Origin of the sequence: Blautia sp. MSK17_66, assembly GCF_020538025.1 — a bacterium.
In the GTDB taxonomy this organism is placed as follows: domain Bacteria; phylum Bacillota; class Clostridia; order Lachnospirales; family Lachnospiraceae; genus Blautia_A.
In genome coordinates, this window is record NZ_JAJBNQ010000010.1 from 49,430 (window position 1) to 67,870 (window position 18,441).

Consider the following 18,441-nt stretch of genomic DNA (forward strand, 5'->3'; position numbering starts at 1 on the left):
TTGTTTCAGCCTATCTGCCCCCTTTTTTCTTCTTTCTTCTGGATGCCACACTCATACCAATCAGACCGCCTGCGGAAAGAATCAGGCACAGGGCCGGAATCCAGAGGTTGGTGTCATCACCTGTTTTCGGGTTGCTTACAGACGGGGTATCCTCCGGCAGCTTCTCGTTCGTCACTTTCTGGATGACTTCGATCACTGGAGTTTTGTCATCTACATAGGTAAATGTCACCTCATGTTTGGTCCCATCCAGCTGATAGCCCTCCGGTGCTTTGGTCTCAACCAGATAATAGGTGGCTGCCTTATCAAATTTGCCGTCCTTATAAGTTCCGATTGCAAGCAGTCCGCTGGTTGCATGGCCGTTTTCATCAGTGGTTAGGGTTTCTACCACTTTGCCATCCGCATCCCTCAGTTCAAATTCCGCATCTTTCAGTGCAGCTCCGGTATCCTTATCTGTTTTCTCAACGATCAGACGTCCCTTTGCGGTATCATCTTTCATGGCTACCTTCTGGATCTCTGCGGTATCTGCCACCTCGAAGGTGATCTCTTCTGCAACAACATAACCGTTTGGAGCCTGCTCTTCTTTCAGGGTGTATTCACCGATCGGAAGTTTTTCGATATAATGCGGCCCTTTACCGGAAGTCCAGGTTTCTACGATGTTGCCATTTTCATCTGTGATGGTCAGTTTAGCTCCTTCGATCTCAGTATCTCCGGTAATATCCGTTTTGCTAATCTCCACTTTGGTCACGTCATCTTCCATTATCTGTTTCTGGATCTCTACAGTATTCTCCACGGTGAATGTGATGCTTTCCGCAGTGGCATATCCATCGGCCGGCTTGGTTTCTGTCAGGGTGTACGATTTTCCTACAACCAGTTCTTTGATGATGTGCGGCTCCTTGGTGGATGTCCATTCCTCAACAACAGCCCCGTTTTCATCCGTCAGCTGTAATCTGGCTCCCGGCAGTTCCTCGCCTGTGGTCAGATCGGTTTTGGAAAGTTCCACGGTTGTCGGCTCATCTTCAAATACGAACTCATAGGACACTTCTGCTTCTTTGTCTCCCTGGTACTCAAAAACAAATTCCTGTTCTTCTCCGGTGGTGACAAATCCATCCGGTGCATACAGCTCCTTCACATAATAGGTTCCGTCAATCGGCAGGTCTGCAATAAAGGAAATCTTTCCATCTGCATCCGTTGTTTTTAATTCGATCAGGGTATCGGCCTCCATCAGCACCTTTCCAGATGCGGACAGGATATCGTTTCTGGTGTACAAACCAAAGATGCCGCCTTTTAATACACGGTCGGTATCCTTTTCTTTCTTCAGGACGTTCACTTTTACCTTCTGGCGGTTGTTCTGCCAGTCCTCATCGTATACGACAACAGGGGTATCCTGGTCACGGTAGGAAAGATCTACATATCGTGGTTCATCATCCAGGACGTAACCATATGCTGTGCCGACCTCTTTGACATAGTATTTTCCAACCGGAAGATCAGATACTTCTGCAATGCCGTTTGCGTCCGTTGTCACAGTTGCTACCAGCTCATCTTTGGAATAGTAATCCGGGCTTACGCCATCGGCTGCTTTGATATCCTCTGCAGCGTAAATCTCAAAGGTAACGTCTGACAGGCTTCCTGTGATGTACTCAAACAGATGCTCTACAACGCCTTTGACATTGTCCAGCAGGGTGATCTTATCAAGGAATTCACCCTTCTTGTTTACGATCAGCAGTGCTTTCGGCACATCGTCTTTCATTTCCACTTTCTGTACTTCTGCGGTATCCTGAACGGTGAATTCCACATCTGTGGTCTTTAAATAACCAAGCGGTGCAAGGGATTCACGGAGGATATAAGTTTTTCCAACAGTCAGATATTTGATCACATGAGGCTCATCCTTTACGGAAGTCCAGCTGTCGATCACATTTCCATCCTTGTCCAGAACAGAAAGGGATGCCCCGTTCAGCTCTACGCCTGTGGTCAGATCGGATTTGGTCATCTCGATGGTGGTCGGCTGGTTCTTCTTCACAGATTTCAGCTTGATGGTCGGAATGTCCTGCCCCTGATAGGTGGCATCAAATTCCAGTACCTCATCAGAGGATACAAAACCGTCCGGTGCGGAAATCTCTTTTACATAATAAGTTCCAAGCGGCAGGTCCAGGGTAAAGTGTGCCTGTCCTTTTTCATCGCTTGTGATCTCCTGTAATAAGGTATCTGCTTTCACGATGACCTTGTTGCCTGATTTGATTTCCTTCTTATTGTAAAGTCCAAATACAGCTCCGGCTACCACGCTTCCGGTTTCTGCGTCCTGTTTTTCCACGGTGATGCTTACTTTCTGGCGTTCATTTTTAAATGTCACTTCTTCGTCTACGACCGGGGTATCCTGTCCGGCATAGGTAAAGGTTACCTCTTCCCCTTTGGCATTCCAGGTGTAGCCTTCCGGTGCTTTTTTCTCTTCTACCCGGTATGTTCCGAGCGGAAGATTCTCGATTACGGCACTTCCGGTTTCATCAGTTGTCACCGTTGCCACCAGTGTGTCTTTGGCATATTCCAGATAACGGTTGCCGTTCTCATCTTTCTGATGGTCTGCGGTATAGATATCTTCTGCGGCATAAACCTCAAACACGGCTCCTGCAAGGCTGGCTTCCTCATAGGTGAAATCCTTGTCAAAACCTTTGACTACTTCTCCTTCCTTGTGGATGGTCAGTCTGCCTTTTGCCGGGTGGTTCTCGAATTCCACCTCGATGATCAGGTCACCGCTGACCGGATCTTCCTGGTATGCGGTATCGCTGTCTACCTTGATTTCCACGGTATTGACACTGTGGGTGTATCCATCCGGTGCAGTCACTTCTTCGATGCGGTAATTTCCACAAGCCAGATTCTGTGGCAGGATCAGGTATCCATTCTCATCCGTAAAATAAGATTTATGTACCGTAGTAGATGGGTAGGTGGTCACCTGTTCCACATATTTCTTGTTATCCAGATCGTATACTTTAAACTCGGTATTCGGAACCAGGACAGATTTCTTTGTCTCGCCATCTTTTTTGACGATCTTTAATTTTGCTTCAAACTCTTCGTCCAGAAGCACACGCCATACCTGCGGCTGATCCGGATTGTTTTCCGAGATCACAACCTTAAAGTCATCGACTGGTTTGAAGTTGTGCGGTGTGGTGGTCTCCCTTACAATGTAGGTTCCGTATGCAAGCGGAATGGAGCATGCATATCCACGCTCATCCGTGAACATTTCTGTCTGTCCGTCTGCGGTCAGTACAACCGGAGTTGCAGATGCAAAGTCATAGGAACCGTCCTTATTTTTCTTCAGGTTGCTCTCCAGATATGCACTGAATCCCACACCTTTTAACAGATCGGCATCGGTCTTACCATTGTTGGCTACTTTAATGACCTGGAACGGCTGTTTGATCACATCTTCCAGAGAAGTTGCGGTACGTTCTACCGTCTGAACCAGATCTCCCTCGTCATTACACTCCAGATCATGTTCTTCCGGGTCTGCCAGATATCCAACAGGCGGCGTCAATTCTTTCACGTAATACTTTCCGAGATAGAGGTCTGCGATTTCTGCATTTCCCTCGGCATCCGTAGTCAGGGTTGCAATCTGCATTCCTGCCGGGTAAAGGACACCTGTCTGTCCATCCGGATGAACGATATCCTCACGGGCATACAGTCCGTAAACCGCACCCTCAAGGGTTGCATCTCCCTGTGCGGTCTTTCCGGTTTCGGAATCCTCTTTTACCAGTTTGATCTTCGCATTGACACGCTCGTTCTGGAACGTGTGGCTGAAAGAAACGGTTGCCTCTTTGTCTGTGGTGTACTGGAACGTAAAAGAGTACACATCCTCACTGTTTCTGGTATATCCGGCCGGTGCAGAAACCTCTTTCACATAGTAGCTGTTAGCGATCGGCAGGTCTGCCTGATATACGGCTTTTCCGTCTGTTCCGGTCACTGCCTTCTCAATGAGGGTATCTTTTTTGACCACAACGGTTCCGTCCGCTGCTTTGATGTCGTTTCCGGCATACAGGCCATAAGTGCCGCCCGGAAGGTATTTCCTGGTTTCCTTATCCTGTTTATATACACTCACGCTTGCTTTCTGGCGGGCATTTTTGAATGTTACGCTTCCCATCACCTTTCCTACATTACCTCCGGCATAGGAAAGGGTGATCTCCTGGCTTTCACCAGTGCATACCAGATTTTGTGGTGCCTGCATTTCTTTTACTACATATTTACCCAGATATAGATTATCCAGTGTGGCACTTCCGTCATCCCCGGTAGTAAGTCCGGCTTTGACCAGTGCGTCTTTTTTGTAGATGACGGTTCCGTCTGCGGATACAATATCCGCTGCGGCATAAACATTGTAAACCGCACCCTTCTGTTTCTGCTCGGTATAGACAAAGGAAACACCATTGTCTGTCACGTTTGCCCCGGTCAGGACTTCTCCTAATTTATAAACAGTCAGGCTTGCCATCTGTTCAGCATCAGTAACGGTCTGTTTTATAGTGCCGCCGATGACCAGGTTCACATCGTAAGCCTTAGTGTCCAGCAGGTATCCGTTTGGTACGGATATTTCTTTCAGGTATACGGTATCCTGTGTTTTTGTGATCGTAACGCTGGAAGCTCCGTTGGCATCTGTGGCCGGCATCTTTGTGATCAGGTTCTTTCCGTCCTTGTCACTGTAAACGCCATAGACTGCACCTGCGATGGCTTTGTTGCTCTTGCGGTCTTTCTTTACGATCTCCAGAGTTGCCTGTTTTACCCATGATACTTTAAAATCCACATACTTCTCATCGGTCACGCCCTCGCCAAATACCAGGGCAAGGTCCTGTGTCTCGCTTCCGGTTGTGATCTTGTAAGCGGAATAGTCTTTGATGATGCTTCCCTTCATGGTAACAGACCATTCCCCTTTGACATCCACAGCCTGTGTCAGCGGTGCCGATAAATAGAATTTGGTACCGCCGCAGATCTCCACGGATGCACCTGCACTGCTTGTTTTTCCCGTTGTCACGTTATGCAGTTTGACACCGGACGGCAGTTTCATGGTGATGGTCTGCAGTTCAGATGCCTTAAAGGTGATCTCTTCGGTTCTCTGGCTGTTGCCGCTGATATATGCGGTAACATCTGCATTGGAGAAACTCATGTCCACTTCCGGGATCTCCGGCTGGCTCATACAGTAATCATATAGTTCTTTTGCAAGAGCCTGTCCAGTTGCATTCGTACCGGAAAAAGCGTCACCGCTGTTATTGGCATAAGACGCTGCCAGATGGACAATGATAAATTGTTTTCCAGCGGAAAAATCAGGATGTTTCTCTGAGAAAAATCCATTTTCGCCGGATGCTTTTGTGCCGTAGTAGCATACTTTTGCCAGTGCTTTGCTGTCACCCAGTTTGGTAATCTTATAGACACCATCCCCTGGTCCTGCCTTGGACGGCTGCACACAGTAGGCAGTTGCAGACACGTTTCCAAATTTTACAGTATATTTATAAGTTACGTAGGAACCCAGACCGTAGTCTGCATAATAGTATGCAGTCCCTCTTGTCACATTTACGTCCCGTGTTACTCTTGTACTGGTATTGACTGCGGTGAATGAAACGGTTTCCCCATCTTCCATTGCCATCAGGTCAATATCCTGTTCCCCTGCCTGCTCCAGGACATCGCTGAGTGTCAGCCCGGATTCTTCATCGGTTGTATTTTCTGTTTCGGATTCCTCTAATGCAGCATCAAACTCGGATTCGGAAAGTCCGTCCTGAAATTCGGGTTCTGTTTCTTCCGGTTCTTCTGTCTCCGCTTCCTCTGTTTCAAATTCAGCTGTCTCCGGCTCAACAATTTCTGTCTCTACAGGCTCTGTCTCAGTTTCTTCCTGCGAGGCAGCTTCCTCATCATCAGAACCTGTATCCTCTTCTGTAACTGCCTGTTCTGTCTGTGGTTCACTCTGAGACGCTGCCACAGGCTCTTTTACGATCAGGTTTCTCCCAATCTGATAAACCGGATGGTTCTGGTTGACTGGTTCCACATAATAAACGGCATGGTAAGTGTCCGCATGGCTGGTACTGAAGCTCTCCCCGGCGTCATTCTCTGCTTTCTGGAATGTCACCTTGACCTTGCTTTCATCCTCGATTTCCAGATTCGTGCGGTCACTGGAAACATCAAACTCCTGTCCAACTTCCAGTTCAAAATCGGTGGCTTTTACCACTTCATTTTCATCCAGCAGATCCTTTACAGCTTCATACACTGGCGGTTCTGCCGCTTTCGGCTCTTCTGAAGCATAAACGGTCAGCGGTGAAATGACCGTGGATAAGATGGTGACTGCCGCCATCACCCCGGAAAGGATTCGCCTGAATTGATATTTACTCTTCATGTTTTCTACCTCTTTCTTCTTTTTCTTTTTATTTGTCATAAGAACAGCCGGATGTTTCCACCCGGCCTGTCTGTTCCTGTTATTCTGTTACCTTGCATCGTCTGTCCGTCTTGGATTCTGCAGACAGGCATAGGTGCTTTTGTCATACCGCCATGCTTTATCGCCGTCCAGATTGGCAAGCAGATGCTTCCGCACATTTTTGTATTCGTCCCCGATCAATCCGAGGCGGAGCAGAAAGGTGCGGAACGTAAATGCCGGGTTATCCCCGATCTCCGTCTTTTTTGCATGGGTACAAGATTGGTTGATCGCCTGTGCGGATATGGCAAGTGCCAGTGTGATATTCGACCGGACTTTTCCTGCATGTAGGGTGCTTTCAAAACAGCGCCATTCCAGTGTTCCCTTGGAAAAAACAGCGTGTAGGTTTAATGCATAATACCTTGTCCAGTTGTAATGCTCGGAGCTTCCGTCATTTCCCTCATACCATGCCCTTTTGAATTTTTCCATTGTAATGGTGCTGTTGGGCATCCTGCGGATCTTCTCCAATACCATAGGACGGACTTTCTGGCAGTACTCATCTTCCCTTCTGGTCTGTACATTTAAGGCTTTGAACAGAATATCCTCTTTGCAGTACATGATCGTCAGTGCATTTTTCAGACTCCTTGGTGTATGATTGGATGCGTCCACATGGACATGCATGCCACAGGATGAATTGACAAAAGCACCTGCGTTTTTGACACACCGCACCACTTCCTGGAGTTTCCCCATTTCCGAATATTCCAATTTCGGGGATACCATTTCTGTCGAATAATCTCCATCGGCATCTATTACAGTACCATTTGCCAGCCTTTCACAGTCGATACTGCTGTCTCTTGAAAATTTCCACGTTTTTCCATCTGAATCTTTTACACACCAGGAATCGTAAGAACGGATATGATATGGCTCTGTTCCGAACATTCTTCCAATCGCAACAGCCGCATCATAGCGGCTGATACCTGTCATCTCAATCTCTGTACCAAAATACTGGTCTTTTAGGTCGATCTGCTTCACCCACCCTTCGCTTCTGGAACAGGTGAGCCGCTTTGGATCTCTTCATCTACTGCTTTCAAATTTCTGCCTATTGCTTCAATGACATTGACAGTGACACCATTACCGGCCTGCTTGTAAAGCTGGTTATCCGATGTTTCTTTTTCCATCTTGGAAATCTGACCATCCCGATATCCCTGCAGCCGCAGACACTCCCTTGGCGTCAGCCTGCGGATTCTGCCGTGGTAAATCACTCCATGACGGTCAGTTGCCGTAATGGTGAACATTGACTCTTCCGGTTCTTTCATCCTTCTTCCATTCTGGCGGACTTTTTCCTTGGCCGGTGTCAGCACTGCCCTTGGCGGTTCTTCCACCAGCACCCCGGAACTTTCGCCTCTGTGGTTATGGATGCTGGAATCCTGTCTGGTATTCAGACATCTTGCAACGTCTGTCACCAGCGGCGGAGGGGAGATATCTACAAAATGCAGTGTTCCCTGCTGGTTTCCGGTCGTCAGGGTATGGGCGATCTCATGCCCGACTCTCCCCCTGCGACTGTTGATTCCCGGATATCCGAGATCGATGCTGTCCCCCTCGTAGGCCATCTTGTATCCTTTTCGGGTGTTTTCCTTGATTGGGATACCGACTTCGTATAATCCGGTCTTGCCGCCCATACCACCAGACCCGCTGGTCAGCGTGCAGCTCAGTCCTTCTTCTGCGTAGACTCTTTCTCCCTGTTTGCCAGCATGGACTTGTATAAGAGCTGTTCCATTTGCTTTTGGGAAAGGTAATATTTTTCCGGCACATCTTCCATCAAGATATCCGACAATATACACCCGCTTCCTTGACTGGGGGACTCCGAAATCCTTGCTGTTAAGCACTTTCCATTCGACATGATACCCCAGTTCAGATAGCGTACTGAGGATGGTGTGAAACGTCCGCCCTTTGTCATGCGAAAGCAGACCGGGTACGTTTTCAAGGAGAAAATACGCAGGTCGTTTGTCTGCAACCAGTCTGGCAACTTCAAAGAAAAGGGTTCCTCTTGCATCGGCAAATCCTTCCCTTCGTCCAGCGATTGAGAATGCCTGGCAAGGAAATCCCGCACATAAAAGATCAAAGTCCGGCATTCGTTCTGTTTCAATATTTCTTGCGTCATTGCAGAACCACTCTCCTTCCGTATCAAACAGCACCCGGTAGTTGTGGTCTGCATATGCATCTGCTTCACAGTGTCCGACACAGGTGAAGCCCCCTGCCCTGTGCAGCCCTTCTCGGAATCCTCCGATTCCACTGAACAGGTCAAAAAATCGAATTGTTCCGGCTATCAGCCTCCCTTCGCTGCGAAAAAAACAGTGCAGATTTCTCTGCACCGTTTCCGTCTCTTGGTTTCTGTTTTGTGATGTCTATTCTTCTGATTCCGCTTCCTCTGGCTCAGATTCTTCTGCTTCTTCGGTTTCCAGTTCTGTTGGCTCTGCTTCCGCTGGCTCTTCGTTTTCTGGCTCTGTCGGCTCTTCATCTGCTTCAGCTTCGTCCGGTTCTGTCATTTCTCCGTCTGTTTCAGCTTCCAGTGCTTCTGTCTCAGGCTCTTCTGCTTCAGGTTCTACTGACTCTTCATCCGGTTCTGATTTTGCAGTCTCAGGATCTTCCATTTCTGTTTCTTCGGCTTCCTCTGACTCTGCTTTCCATTTGGCTTCTTCTTTTTCGATTGCATCTTCGATAAGCCCGATTAAGAAGTCTTTCTGTTTCATGCCATTCCTGGCGAGGACTGCTTTCAGTCTGGAAAATAAATCCTCGGTTACCTGTACTGCTACTGTTCTTAAATCTGCCATGTTCGCCTTTTCTCCTTTTCTTGTCATGTGTTCTTCGATTACCATTTCAAGGTATTTTGGTATGCTGATTCCTAACTCTTCGACTTCCAGTTTTAGCTTTTCATGCAGCTCTACCGGGATTTTTCCGCATATGTTTTTCATCTCCATTGTGTTCGTTCTCCTTTCTTTTTTCTACATACAACATACCCTAAAACGTGACAGAAAGCTATTCACAATACCCAACGAATATGAGGCTCTCAAAAGCTCCCAAAGGATGCAGATCCAATAACATTCAATAGGCATCACCCCTTTCAAAAATCCGTGATTTATACTAATTTGACTGCTTGAAATTTGGCTATTTTATCACCAGGAAAGACTTGACTTTTTCAGAATGCATCCTCAAGCCCGGAGAGAAAATCCAGCATCTGGGACGGGATTTCTTCCTTTTTTGAAACACTCTCCCCGGAGCCAGAAATGGAAACACCTGCCAGTTCTTCCCGGATTGCCTGCCGGATGCTTTTCTCCAGCTGGTTGTTTTCCTGATCTTTTAAGATCACCTGAACCAGATAGCTGCTCTTCTGTCCATCTGGAACACTTTGCAGGATCTCCCATGCCTTTTTGTGATCTGGGTTATCAAGGTTCAGGCGGAACGAGAAAACGGGTCTCTTTACTTCGCGCACATCTGCCCCACAATCCGCTCATAGCCGGAAGCATTGGCGTGTACGTCTGTCAGGTAAATCTGCCGACACAGCCCGTCCTGCGGTGTCACGTGCCGTTTCAGAATGCTGGCTCCGCCGCCCATGATCACGGACGGAATTGCCTTCAGATCGAACCCGGCTTCCATAATTGCAGACAGTATTTTCTCCGTGTAGAGCCTTCCCTGCCGGACAATGATTTCTTTTGCGGCCGGGTCCATGCTGCAGCTCTGGCCGTTCAGAACACGTTCGATCTGAATATCCGTTACAGACAGTCCGGTATTTCTGCGTACCTGCTCGGTGATCTCATCCACACACCGGATCACACCAAGTTCCAGGCTGCGGCAGGTAGCGGCATTTGGAACACTGTTGTCCAGCCGCATCAGGTCTACGGTCCAGCCACCGATATCTGCGAGAAGAACAGAAGGCTCGTCCCGAACACATTCCGGGTGGAGAGCCAGGGCTGAGTATCCCTGTGGGAACAGTTTTACATCCTGAATCCGGATCTCATAGCTCTCATCCTCGTACCGGAAACGCAGAGGCTGCTCTTTCCGAAACAGATATTCCCGGAAACCTTTTTTCTCCCTGCCAAAACTTGCCAGTGGGAGGCCGGCTGCCAGAACCACATCTGTTTTCCTCTCTCCCCGGCGGTAGCGGATCTCCTGTGCAATGGCTGCCATTGTCAAAAGATAATAATTGTCATTGGAAGTCTTGCTTCTCACCAGCGTCTGCCGCCCAGTTCCACACACATAAAATTTCCCATTGTACTGCAGGACATTTTGCATGGTATACGGCTCATAATCGTACCCGGTCAGTCCAGTCGGGAAACACACATGGGGAGTTTTGATGGCATAATATCCATGATCGATTCCTATAACAATAAGTCACCACATCCTTTCAGGTTTTTCTTGTTCTTTTCCAGCAGGTGGTCTTTTGGTCTGGAAAAAGAAAAAGGGCAGAACCCCGAAGAGCCCTGCCCGTAATAAAAAATACAGCCATGTATATTTGCAAATAAATACGCATAACTGTATTAGTTTAATTCTTATTAATCTTCAAACTCTTTTAACTCGTCAAGCGGTTCTTTTGAAGTATCTATTGCCATATTGTTCTTTAACCAATCAGCTTTGCTATAACCTGTTCCGGTCAATTCAAATATTTCACCTTTATACCCTACAGCTTTAACCCAGCCCCATTCTATAAGTCTGTCTAAAGCCTCTTCCCATCTCGCAGATTCTCTTTTTGAATTATCAGCCATAAACTGCTTACCTGATGTAAAAATCTGAGTAGGTGAACCAAGTGTCCGTATCTTTAGTATTTGCCCATCACCATCAGCCGCATATACTAATAAAAAGGCAGAGTCCACTGGAATGTTCCCAACATCATCTAGCCCTACAACTGATTTATTTTCTTCTGGATTTCCAATAATTAACGTATTATCTTCAACCTGGAACAATTTTTTGATATCTTCACTTGTTGCTGTAGGAATTTCTTTCAAGGTTAACTGGTTATTTTCTAGGTCAGTGAGTCTACTATAGAATTGAGAAAACATCTCTTTCATGTCATCTAGCATCTTCTGCTGATGTTCTCCAAGTTCAGTATTTGCTTTATTTCGTCCTTCTGCCTCTTCATTAATTATATCCACTATATCTCGATATCGAACCCATCCAGCGTTATCATCAACATAGTTAACGGCGTTCCTAAATGTCGGTGATGCCACATACTTTAAACTGTTTAAATCTGTGAAAAAATCAACTGTATTTTTATCATTTTTGACTTTTTCTCTAAACTCATCCAGTTTCTTCATTTTATCATACTTATCATTTCCGGTATCCTTTTCACTTTCAGAAATAGCCGAAGGTTGTTTAATCAATACAAGTACTGGTAATCCTTTAGTTTTTGCATAATTGTATTCTTTCTCTGTGTAACTTATACCAGTTTCTTCATCAATTGACCCATACCTAGCACCAATAACAAGAAGATAAAAATCACACTCATCAATCATTTTTGTTATAACATTCCATTGACTTGTAGGTGCAGCATGAAATTGCTCCATTCCTACCGGAATAAAATTATTCTCTAGTGCCACACCTACCAATGCCTGTCTTTCCTTTTTAAGATCTTCATAGGTAGAACTTATAAAAATAGAAAACTTTCGTCTATTCTTCATATCAATATGCTCCTTTTATACTTATCTCTTATCACTCCAGGTTTCCGCAAAATCAAATTTCACAAACTCTACTAATAATGATACCACAAAAATGAGTTAGGGTATATTTTTATTTACATTTCTTAAGCTAATTCTCGAAGCCATTCTCTGATTTCCATTGGTGTATTTTTGCAAAAATCCCTAATCCACATTTCATGCAATCTGGACTCTGATTCTGTATTTTCTATGCTCACAGCACATCCACCTGTTTCCTGAAGTGCTTCCAAACAATCCCATTCTTTTTTAAAGTCTCCTGCAAATTCCATCCAAACTTTTATGTGATATTCCTTAAAACCAAGATGATAAATCAGATAAGTCAACCTGTCGAAATCAGCTAACTGCATTTTTTCTTTCTTAAATAATAGCCTTTTATCATGCTCGCTGCATAAATATAAAAATGCAAACTGTTCTATTTTTACCTGCTCCATATATTTCTCCCTCTTCTGTTCTTGTCTCACTTTTACAACCGATTCTACCTTGTCCAATCGTTAAAATCAATACAGATGGTGCAAAAAGTGAGACAAGCCATCCTTTTACCAGAGAGGAAGAGATTTAAGATGCCAAAGCCAAGGACACAGTCTGGTGAGAAGAATCTGATTAGCCAGCGATTGATTGAACTTCGCAAGACCCACAATATGTCTCAGCGTGATCTTGCCTATAAACTCCAGTTAGCTGGTTACGATATGGATAAAAATGTAATCACCAGAATCGAAACAAACAAGCGTTATGTCACTGATCTTGAATTAAAAGCCATTGCTGAAATCTTTCAGGTTTCATACATATTTCTCATTGATGGCAAAGATGAATAGAAGTGACAAATGGGGAAGTTCCTTTCGTGCTTCCCCATTTTATCCGTCCCTTTTTTACAAATTTAATAGTTCCAGAATTTTCTGCATGCCAGCCTGATATAAAGATTCCGCATATAATATCCATCTCTCACTAACTTCAGTAACGTATTTGTCTATTGTTTTTCGCTTTTCTTTTGATAATCCCATTGTCTGAACCTGTTCTTCATATTTCGATATTTTTTCAAGCATTCCCTGGTACACTGTATTTTCTTTCAGCTGATCTTCAACCTCATCAATCCAGGTATCCAGCAGCAACTCCAGCAGTTTCTTTGTGTCACCGTCATCATTTCCCAATATTGCTTTTTTAATTTTTCCAAGCATTGCTCCATAGGAGATCATTTGAGCCTGTCCCATATAAAAATGGTACTGTTCTTCTATCATTTCCTTTTCGCTTTCCAGTCGGAAATATTGATGCACTGCCTTATGCTCTTCTGTCGTTAGACTGATTGCCTGATTCGACTCCATAAATGTTTCTATTACTGGATACCTCTCTGTAAGTTCCAGTATTTTATTTTGCAGTCTCTGGTATTCCGCATCATGCTTTTTCAGATAGGTGCAAACCTGTTCTCCTATCCGTATCCCCAAGCATTGCTCATTCCAGATGATATCTGGCTGTGCTGTCATATCGGTGTCTCCCTTCTGTGTAGTTTTCCTGTTCCAAGCACAAGACTATACCACACTTCTGGGAGAAAGCTATTCACCAAACCTACTGAAATCTCCTGGCAGATCCTGTGCAACCTATCCCTTTTTCCACAAAAAAACTGGTATGAAAGACTCCTTGTTCTCTCATACCAGCTATCTATTTCTTATTTAACTGAATACACATTCTTTTCTATTCTCTGTGTATCCTGTACTTATTTATGGCAAAAATCAGACTACAGACACGCTATACACTCTTATGCTACATAATCCAGTTTACTGCATCCAGGTTCAAATGTTACATTGAAAATTCCAACCTGAGATGTAGAGATTGGTGCAAGAAAACTTCTGCCAGAAAAATACTGTGCAAAGCCATCGTTTGGTGCACCAATTGGAAATACCATCTCTTTTGCATGCGCCCGCATCGCTTCCTCTTCGTATGGCAAATCTCCTTCGCCTGTCTCCCACACTTCCTTTGCAAGATTGAAAACAGCCCATGCTTTTGGCCATCCTGCATAAAATGCGACATGTGCGATTACTGCGGCAATCTCTTTTTGTGTTACACCATAATTTTTTGCATTTTGAAGATGATATTTTAAAGAAGAATCTGTAATTCCGGAAGCCATCAGAGCAACCACTGTGATGATACTTCTTGTTTTTACGTCAATATCCTGGTTATTCCAGTTTTCACCGAAAAGGACATCATCGTTAAAATGTGCAAACTCCGGTGCAAATTCACCAAGTGCATTTCTTCCTGCTGTCTGTATTATTTTTCCCATTTTCTGTATACCTCCATAGCACTGTTATTTATAAAGATTTTACCCACTCACTGATTTCCTGTTTTGTTCCACGGTTTAACAGGCTGCCTTCTGTGATAACTGCATCCGGTGCAGATGGCTGTAATTCCTTTACAGTATTACCGAATCCACTTCCACCGGATGTTGCAAAGAGCACAATCTTTTTACCACTGAAATCGTAAGCTTCTAAAAATGTATTGATGATTGTCGGAGCCACATACCACCAGATTGGGAATCCCAGAAGGATCTCGTCATAAGAACTCATATCCATCTCTTTTTTCATAATCGCCGGTCTATATTTTTTATCACTCATTTCCACACTGCTTCTGGATTTTTTATTCATCCAGTCAAGATCAGGCTTTGTATATGGAACTTTCGGCTCAATCTCAAACAAATCCGCTTTTACTTCCTCTGCGATCATCTGTGCTACTTTTTTTGTTGTTCCGCTTGCACTGAAAAATGCCACTAATTTTTTACTCATAATAAAAAGCCCCTTTCTATACGTATTTTTCACAAAAAATAGATGTATAAGATTTACATTCATCTTACACATCTATTTTAAGCTCTATCGCTTCATTATGTCTAATGCTTATATTGAATTTTGTTTTATGCCTGAAAAGCATTAATCTCCTCGATCATTTTACGAACTGCCAAAGAATATGGGATATTCCGTCGCCAGGCAATCACCGTACTGGTCGTGATTTCAGGAGAAATTCTTCGCTGTACAAGAATATCCTCTCGCCAATACTTTGCAGCACCCTCAATTGAAATTGGATACCCCAGTCCATTTGCCGCCATAACTCCGGCATTCGTTCCAAGATTACTCGTAAAAGCAATCTGTAATTTTGAAAAGTCTTTCCCAAACCAGTTGGCAAGTTCACTTTGAACGTTCATTCTTTCCGGCAGGATCAAGGGCTTTCCAATAAGATCTTCTTTTTTTATAAACTCTTTTTCTGCCAGCGGATCATCCGGCCGCATTCCGACACACCAGTGATCGCAATCTGTGATCCGGATATAATCCAGCCCTTCGGTGTCCACCGGCTCCATGAATAATGCGATATCTACAAGTCCTTTGTTCATCATCTCATACACTGCATCTGCTGTTGCAGTATGCAATACAATCTGAACCAGCGGATATTTTTCTTTATATGTTTTACATATCTTCGCCAATGTCTCCACTGCTGCAAATTCACCGCATCCAATGGTTATCGTGCTCTCTACAACCTCTTCTTTTCCTTGCAGTTCCTCAAGCGTCCTTTCCTCAAGATTAAGAATCTCCAAGGCACGCCTTTTTAATAAAATTCCTTCATCAGTGAGCGATATTTTCTTCCCGTTTCGAATAAATAATGTTATTCCCAGGTCCTCTTCAAATGCCGCCATTTGTCTGGATAGCGTTGGCTGGGTAATATGCAATTGTTCTGCTGCTTTTGTAAAGCTCTGTTCTTTTGCTACTGTTAAAAAATAGCGTAATAATCTTAATTCCATATCTTTATATTCCTACAAATTTTTCTTGTAACCATTCTATCATATTGCATCCCAGACATCATCTATATCTTTACCTTTAATAATAAATCGCACACAAATCAATTATATCAAGAAGTAAATTATACTGCTTCTTTGCTGTATCGTTCATTTCATGATTCATCGGTGCGTTCTGTGAATACAACGTTGCTTCCGAAAACTTTGATGGTGCTGAATGATATAACATCAAGTCTTCTACCGTTATATTGAGCAATTTCAGTATTTTCTGCAAATGGCGATCAAAAGAACTCTTACTGTCTATATTGCCATTCAGCAACTTATCAAGAGTTGGTCTTGAAATGTCTGCCTTTGCCGCAAAGGATACTTTTGTATAACCCATATCTCTAATACAATCTTTTAACTTCGAAGCCACCAGACTTCTCTGTTCAAATAATTCATCAAACTTCATTGTGATGACCTCCTTTTCTCTTCAATTTGTTTGCAAAAAAGCCATAAGATTTCTCTTTCCAAAATCTTACAGCTCTTCTATCATATTGCGTCCCCAATATCATCTATATTTACATGTAATATCTGCACAAAATACCGTGGGTTATTTTGGGGTTATTTTCTAACCGCCTATGCCCTTCAGACTGTGATTTTACTGGCTTTTGAGCGAAGCTTTCAAAGAGTGCCGTGGCATAAAAATAAAATTTTTATCATATGATTTTCTCCTTGTGTTATTGAAAGATTGTGTAATTTGAACCCTCTATGTTCTCAATCACTTAATGATATATTTTGTTCCTCTGCCTTTTCCTTCAACTGCAATCACACCCTTTTTCTCCATAGCTTTCAGTAATTGTGTTGTTTTTGATTTGCCAAATGGGACATATGGTGCAATTTCACTTATTGGTTTCAGCATCGTCTTACTTAAAAATTTGTAAATCACTTTTTCGTCTTCGGTTAAATTGACATTCGTTTCAAATATCGGTAGTACAATTTTTATAGCATTTTCTGACACTTCAAATTCTGGTTTTATCAAACTCTCTGCATACAGTTGTTTGATTCGTGTAATTCCTGTTCCAAATATCTCTACTAATCCCAGTCTGTAAAATACATTTGCAAGATTTCTATTTCTTAAAATAGATAGTTTACCCGATAAATATTCTTCTGCCGTTATTCCAGCCGGCAATCCACCAGGAGACACTACTTCTATTCTATCATCAAACATAGAAACTCTGATGTGTGAATTAATATCCCATACCCTATGAATCAAGGCATTTGCAATTGCTTCTCTGAAAGCTGCTTCCGGTATTTTCTCTACCATCTTTCTGTCAGCCCCCTGTATTACTTCATATTGGTAATAATCTCTAAATACAGCAAGTGCTTTTTCATATATTTCTAAAACCGATATATGTTCAAACGTTACTCTTTTTTGAATAATACTGATATTCTCACCGAACTTAACAATATCAATTCCTGAAAAATGATTTTTATCTGCCAAAAGTCCCGCTGCATTATTATAACCATTTATATTGTTATACAGGTTCAATATCTTTAAAGTATCTTGATTGAAAGTTTCAATGTAAATATTTTCTTTCAGTTTACACTGTAAAATTTCAAAAGATAGCTCCTGATCTTTACAAGATAATTCTTCGAAGCTAATATTTTTTCCATCTAATACAAGCCTTGAAAATTCCAATGTATCTACCTCTATCGTTGCTGTATCATTTCGTTTGTATGCTTTTGATTTATATAAATACGGTTTTTGAAGACCATTTTTTACAGTAAGTTTTATCGTCTGGTCATTATTCTGTATTTCAAGTATATAGTTTGGTTGAGGTGATATACTGTCATTGATTTTATTTTCGATATCCAGACAGGCCTGTTTTACATCTGGCAATCCTTTCACATTTCCATTATCATCAACCCCAAAAAGAATTGTTCCACCATTGTAATTCGAAAAGGCACTAACTGTTTTCAAAAAAGTATTCGTAATCGTTTCCTTGAATTCTAATATTCTTGTCTCACGCATAGTAATCGTTCCCTTTCCAACCATAATGATTATATTATATGCAAAAACGCGCAAAAAATCAATCGTATTTTTTTACGATTGATTTTTTAATTAATTTTGAGTGTAGTATTCTTTTTTGACCAACTGAATTATGACAACTTTTTTAATTATTCCGATCCGATCTTCCAAAGGTGTAAATTCTACGTTTCCACCCAAGAGACCCAATAAAATCAAGACTTTTGCCCCGTCCCTTAAACACTGCCGTGACATATAAATAGTATTTTGACCACGTTTTTATCTCCTTTCGTGCCAACGGATTTGAGGTGATAAGCCTTTATTTTTCAACATTTTTACACATTTTTATATTTAATTGTTTTTCATTTCTCCTCATAAATAAGGGGATTTCCTTTATAACTTTATATGTTAGAAAGTGTGTTATGCCTTTGATATATAACACACTATCATTTTTTAGTCTTCGCCGTCTGCTTCTTCTGAAAAATCCGTTTCCGGTTCTTCGTCGTAATCATCATTATTCAATGATACAAGGGCAGGCACGTTATTCAGTGAATAAAAATTATACGGCTTGCTTTGTGCCATATTAGAG

At 43.0% G+C, this 18,441-nt stretch carries 15 protein-coding genes and 1 pseudogene; 1 reads left to right on the forward strand and 15 read right to left on the reverse strand.

Features of this window, described 5'->3' with window-relative positions; genetic code table 11:
• Window positions 1–10: 10 nt before the first annotated feature.
• The 8 genes from LIR34_RS06895 to LIR34_RS06930 form a co-directional block, all read right to left on the reverse strand.
• A complete protein-coding gene (locus LIR34_RS06895; RefSeq protein ID WP_173902526.1) occupies window positions 11–6,355 on the reverse strand; it encodes a SpaA isopeptide-forming pilin-related protein in 6,345 nt (2,114 codons plus the stop codon).
• A gap of 87 nt (window positions 6,356–6,442) precedes the next feature.
• Window positions 6,443–7,393, reverse strand: coding sequence for an amidoligase family protein (locus LIR34_RS06900; protein ID WP_071849528.1), 951 nt, complete (start codon window positions 7,391–7,393; stop codon window positions 6,443–6,445).
• A 5-nt stretch (window positions 7,394–7,398) separates the two neighbouring features.
• On the reverse strand, window positions 7,399–8,700 hold the full coding sequence (gene dcm, locus LIR34_RS06905; RefSeq protein ID WP_202017292.1) for a DNA (cytosine-5-)-methyltransferase: 1,302 nt from the start codon (window positions 8,698–8,700) through the stop codon (window positions 7,399–7,401).
• A 75-nt stretch (window positions 8,701–8,775) separates the two neighbouring features.
• Window positions 8,776–9,348, reverse strand: a complete 573-nt coding sequence (locus tag LIR34_RS06910) for a hypothetical protein (protein ID WP_015533347.1) — start codon at window positions 9,346–9,348, stop codon at window positions 8,776–8,778.
• Between the two features lie 218 nt (window positions 9,349–9,566).
• On the reverse strand, window positions 9,567–9,860 hold the full coding sequence (locus tag LIR34_RS06915) for a hypothetical protein (protein WP_006428275.1): 294 nt from the start codon (window positions 9,858–9,860) through the stop codon (window positions 9,567–9,569).
• Window positions 9,848–10,756, reverse strand: a complete 909-nt coding sequence (locus LIR34_RS06920) for a ParM/StbA family protein (RefSeq protein ID WP_173744202.1) — start codon at window positions 10,754–10,756, stop codon at window positions 9,848–9,850. The genes LIR34_RS06915 and LIR34_RS06920 overlap by 13 nt, the downstream gene beginning before the upstream one ends.
• 164 nt (window positions 10,757–10,920) lie before the next feature.
• Window positions 10,921–12,042: a DUF4062 domain-containing protein gene (locus LIR34_RS06925; RefSeq protein ID WP_055149049.1), complete on the reverse strand. Its 1,122-nt coding sequence runs from the start codon at window positions 12,040–12,042 to the stop codon at window positions 10,921–10,923.
• A 122-nt stretch (window positions 12,043–12,164) separates the two neighbouring features.
• Window positions 12,165–12,509 carry a hypothetical protein gene (locus tag LIR34_RS06930; RefSeq protein WP_015533346.1) on the reverse strand — a complete coding sequence of 115 codons (345 nt, stop codon included), beginning with the start codon at window positions 12,507–12,509 and terminating at the stop codon, window positions 12,165–12,167.
• Between the two features lie 129 nt (window positions 12,510–12,638).
• Here LIR34_RS06930 and LIR34_RS06935 point away from each other — a divergent pair, with 129 nt between their 5' ends.
• Window positions 12,639–12,890 (forward strand): helix-turn-helix domain-containing protein, encoded by a 252-nt coding sequence (locus LIR34_RS06935; RefSeq protein ID WP_015513363.1) that lies wholly within the window; start codon window positions 12,639–12,641, stop codon window positions 12,888–12,890.
• Window positions 12,891–12,944: 54 nt separating this feature from the next.
• Here the strand turns inward: LIR34_RS06935 and LIR34_RS06940 are convergent, their stop codons facing one another.
• The 7 genes and pseudogenes from LIR34_RS06940 to LIR34_RS06970 form a co-directional block, all read right to left on the reverse strand.
• On the reverse strand, window positions 12,945–13,553 hold the full coding sequence (locus tag LIR34_RS06940) for a DUF6664 family protein (RefSeq protein ID WP_055147690.1): 609 nt from the start codon (window positions 13,551–13,553) through the stop codon (window positions 12,945–12,947).
• 296 nt (window positions 13,554–13,849) lie between these two features.
• A pseudogene (locus tag LIR34_RS06945) lies at window positions 13,850–14,347 on the reverse strand (carboxymuconolactone decarboxylase family protein); the annotation flags it as partial.
• Between the two features lie 28 nt (window positions 14,348–14,375).
• The gene (locus LIR34_RS06950; protein ID WP_161286316.1) at window positions 14,376–14,846 is read right to left on the reverse strand and encodes a flavodoxin; all 471 of its coding nucleotides are present in this window, start codon (window positions 14,844–14,846) and stop codon (window positions 14,376–14,378) included.
• Window positions 14,847–14,971: 125 nt separating this feature from the next.
• Window positions 14,972–15,850, reverse strand: coding sequence for a LysR family transcriptional regulator (locus LIR34_RS06955; RefSeq protein WP_161286317.1), 879 nt, complete (start codon window positions 15,848–15,850; stop codon window positions 14,972–14,974).
• A gap of 76 nt (window positions 15,851–15,926) precedes the next feature.
• On the reverse strand, window positions 15,927–16,295 hold the full coding sequence (locus LIR34_RS06960) for a helix-turn-helix domain-containing protein (protein WP_173902524.1): 369 nt from the start codon (window positions 16,293–16,295) through the stop codon (window positions 15,927–15,929).
• A gap of 309 nt (window positions 16,296–16,604) precedes the next feature.
• A complete protein-coding gene (locus LIR34_RS06965; RefSeq protein ID WP_173902523.1) occupies window positions 16,605–17,858 on the reverse strand; it encodes an ATP-binding protein in 1,254 nt (417 codons plus the stop codon).
• A 447-nt stretch (window positions 17,859–18,305) separates the two neighbouring features.
• Entirely contained in the window at window positions 18,306–18,434 is a 129-nt protein-coding gene (locus LIR34_RS06970; protein WP_264475595.1) for a hypothetical protein, read from the reverse strand.
• Window positions 18,435–18,441 lie beyond the last annotated feature (7 nt).

Excerpts from the sequence above, each read along its gene's own strand:
- LIR34_RS06895 (WP_173902526.1), bottom strand. The coding sequence starts at position 6,355 with ATGAAGAGTAAATATCAATTCAGGCGAATCCTTTCCGGGGTGATGGCG.
- LIR34_RS06910 (WP_015533347.1), bottom strand. The coding sequence starts at position 9,348 with ATGGAGATGAAAAACATATGCGGAAAAATCCCGGTAGAGCTGCATGAA.
- LIR34_RS06925 (WP_055149049.1), bottom strand. The coding sequence starts at position 12,042 with ATGAAGAATAGACGAAAGTTTTCTATTTTTATAAGTTCTACCTATGAA.
- LIR34_RS06930 (WP_015533346.1), bottom strand. The coding sequence starts at position 12,509 with ATGGAGCAGGTAAAAATAGAACAGTTTGCATTTTTATATTTATGCAGC.
- LIR34_RS06935 (WP_015513363.1), top strand. The coding sequence starts at position 12,639 with ATGCCAAAGCCAAGGACACAGTCTGGTGAGAAGAATCTGATTAGCCAG.
- LIR34_RS06940 (WP_055147690.1), bottom strand. The coding sequence starts at position 13,553 with ATGACAGCACAGCCAGATATCATCTGGAATGAGCAATGCTTGGGGATA.
- LIR34_RS06950 (WP_161286316.1), bottom strand. The coding sequence starts at position 14,846 with ATGAGTAAAAAATTAGTGGCATTTTTCAGTGCAAGCGGAACAACAAAA.
- LIR34_RS06955 (WP_161286317.1), bottom strand. The coding sequence starts at position 15,850 with ATGGAATTAAGATTATTACGCTATTTTTTAACAGTAGCAAAAGAACAG.
- LIR34_RS06960 (WP_173902524.1), bottom strand. The coding sequence starts at position 16,295 with ATGAAGTTTGATGAATTATTTGAACAGAGAAGTCTGGTGGCTTCGAAG.
- LIR34_RS06965 (WP_173902523.1), bottom strand. The coding sequence starts at position 17,858 with ATGCGTGAGACAAGAATATTAGAATTCAAGGAAACGATTACGAATACT.
- LIR34_RS06970 (WP_264475595.1), bottom strand. The coding sequence starts at position 18,434 with ATGGCACAAAGCAAGCCGTATAATTTTTATTCACTGAATAACGTGCCT.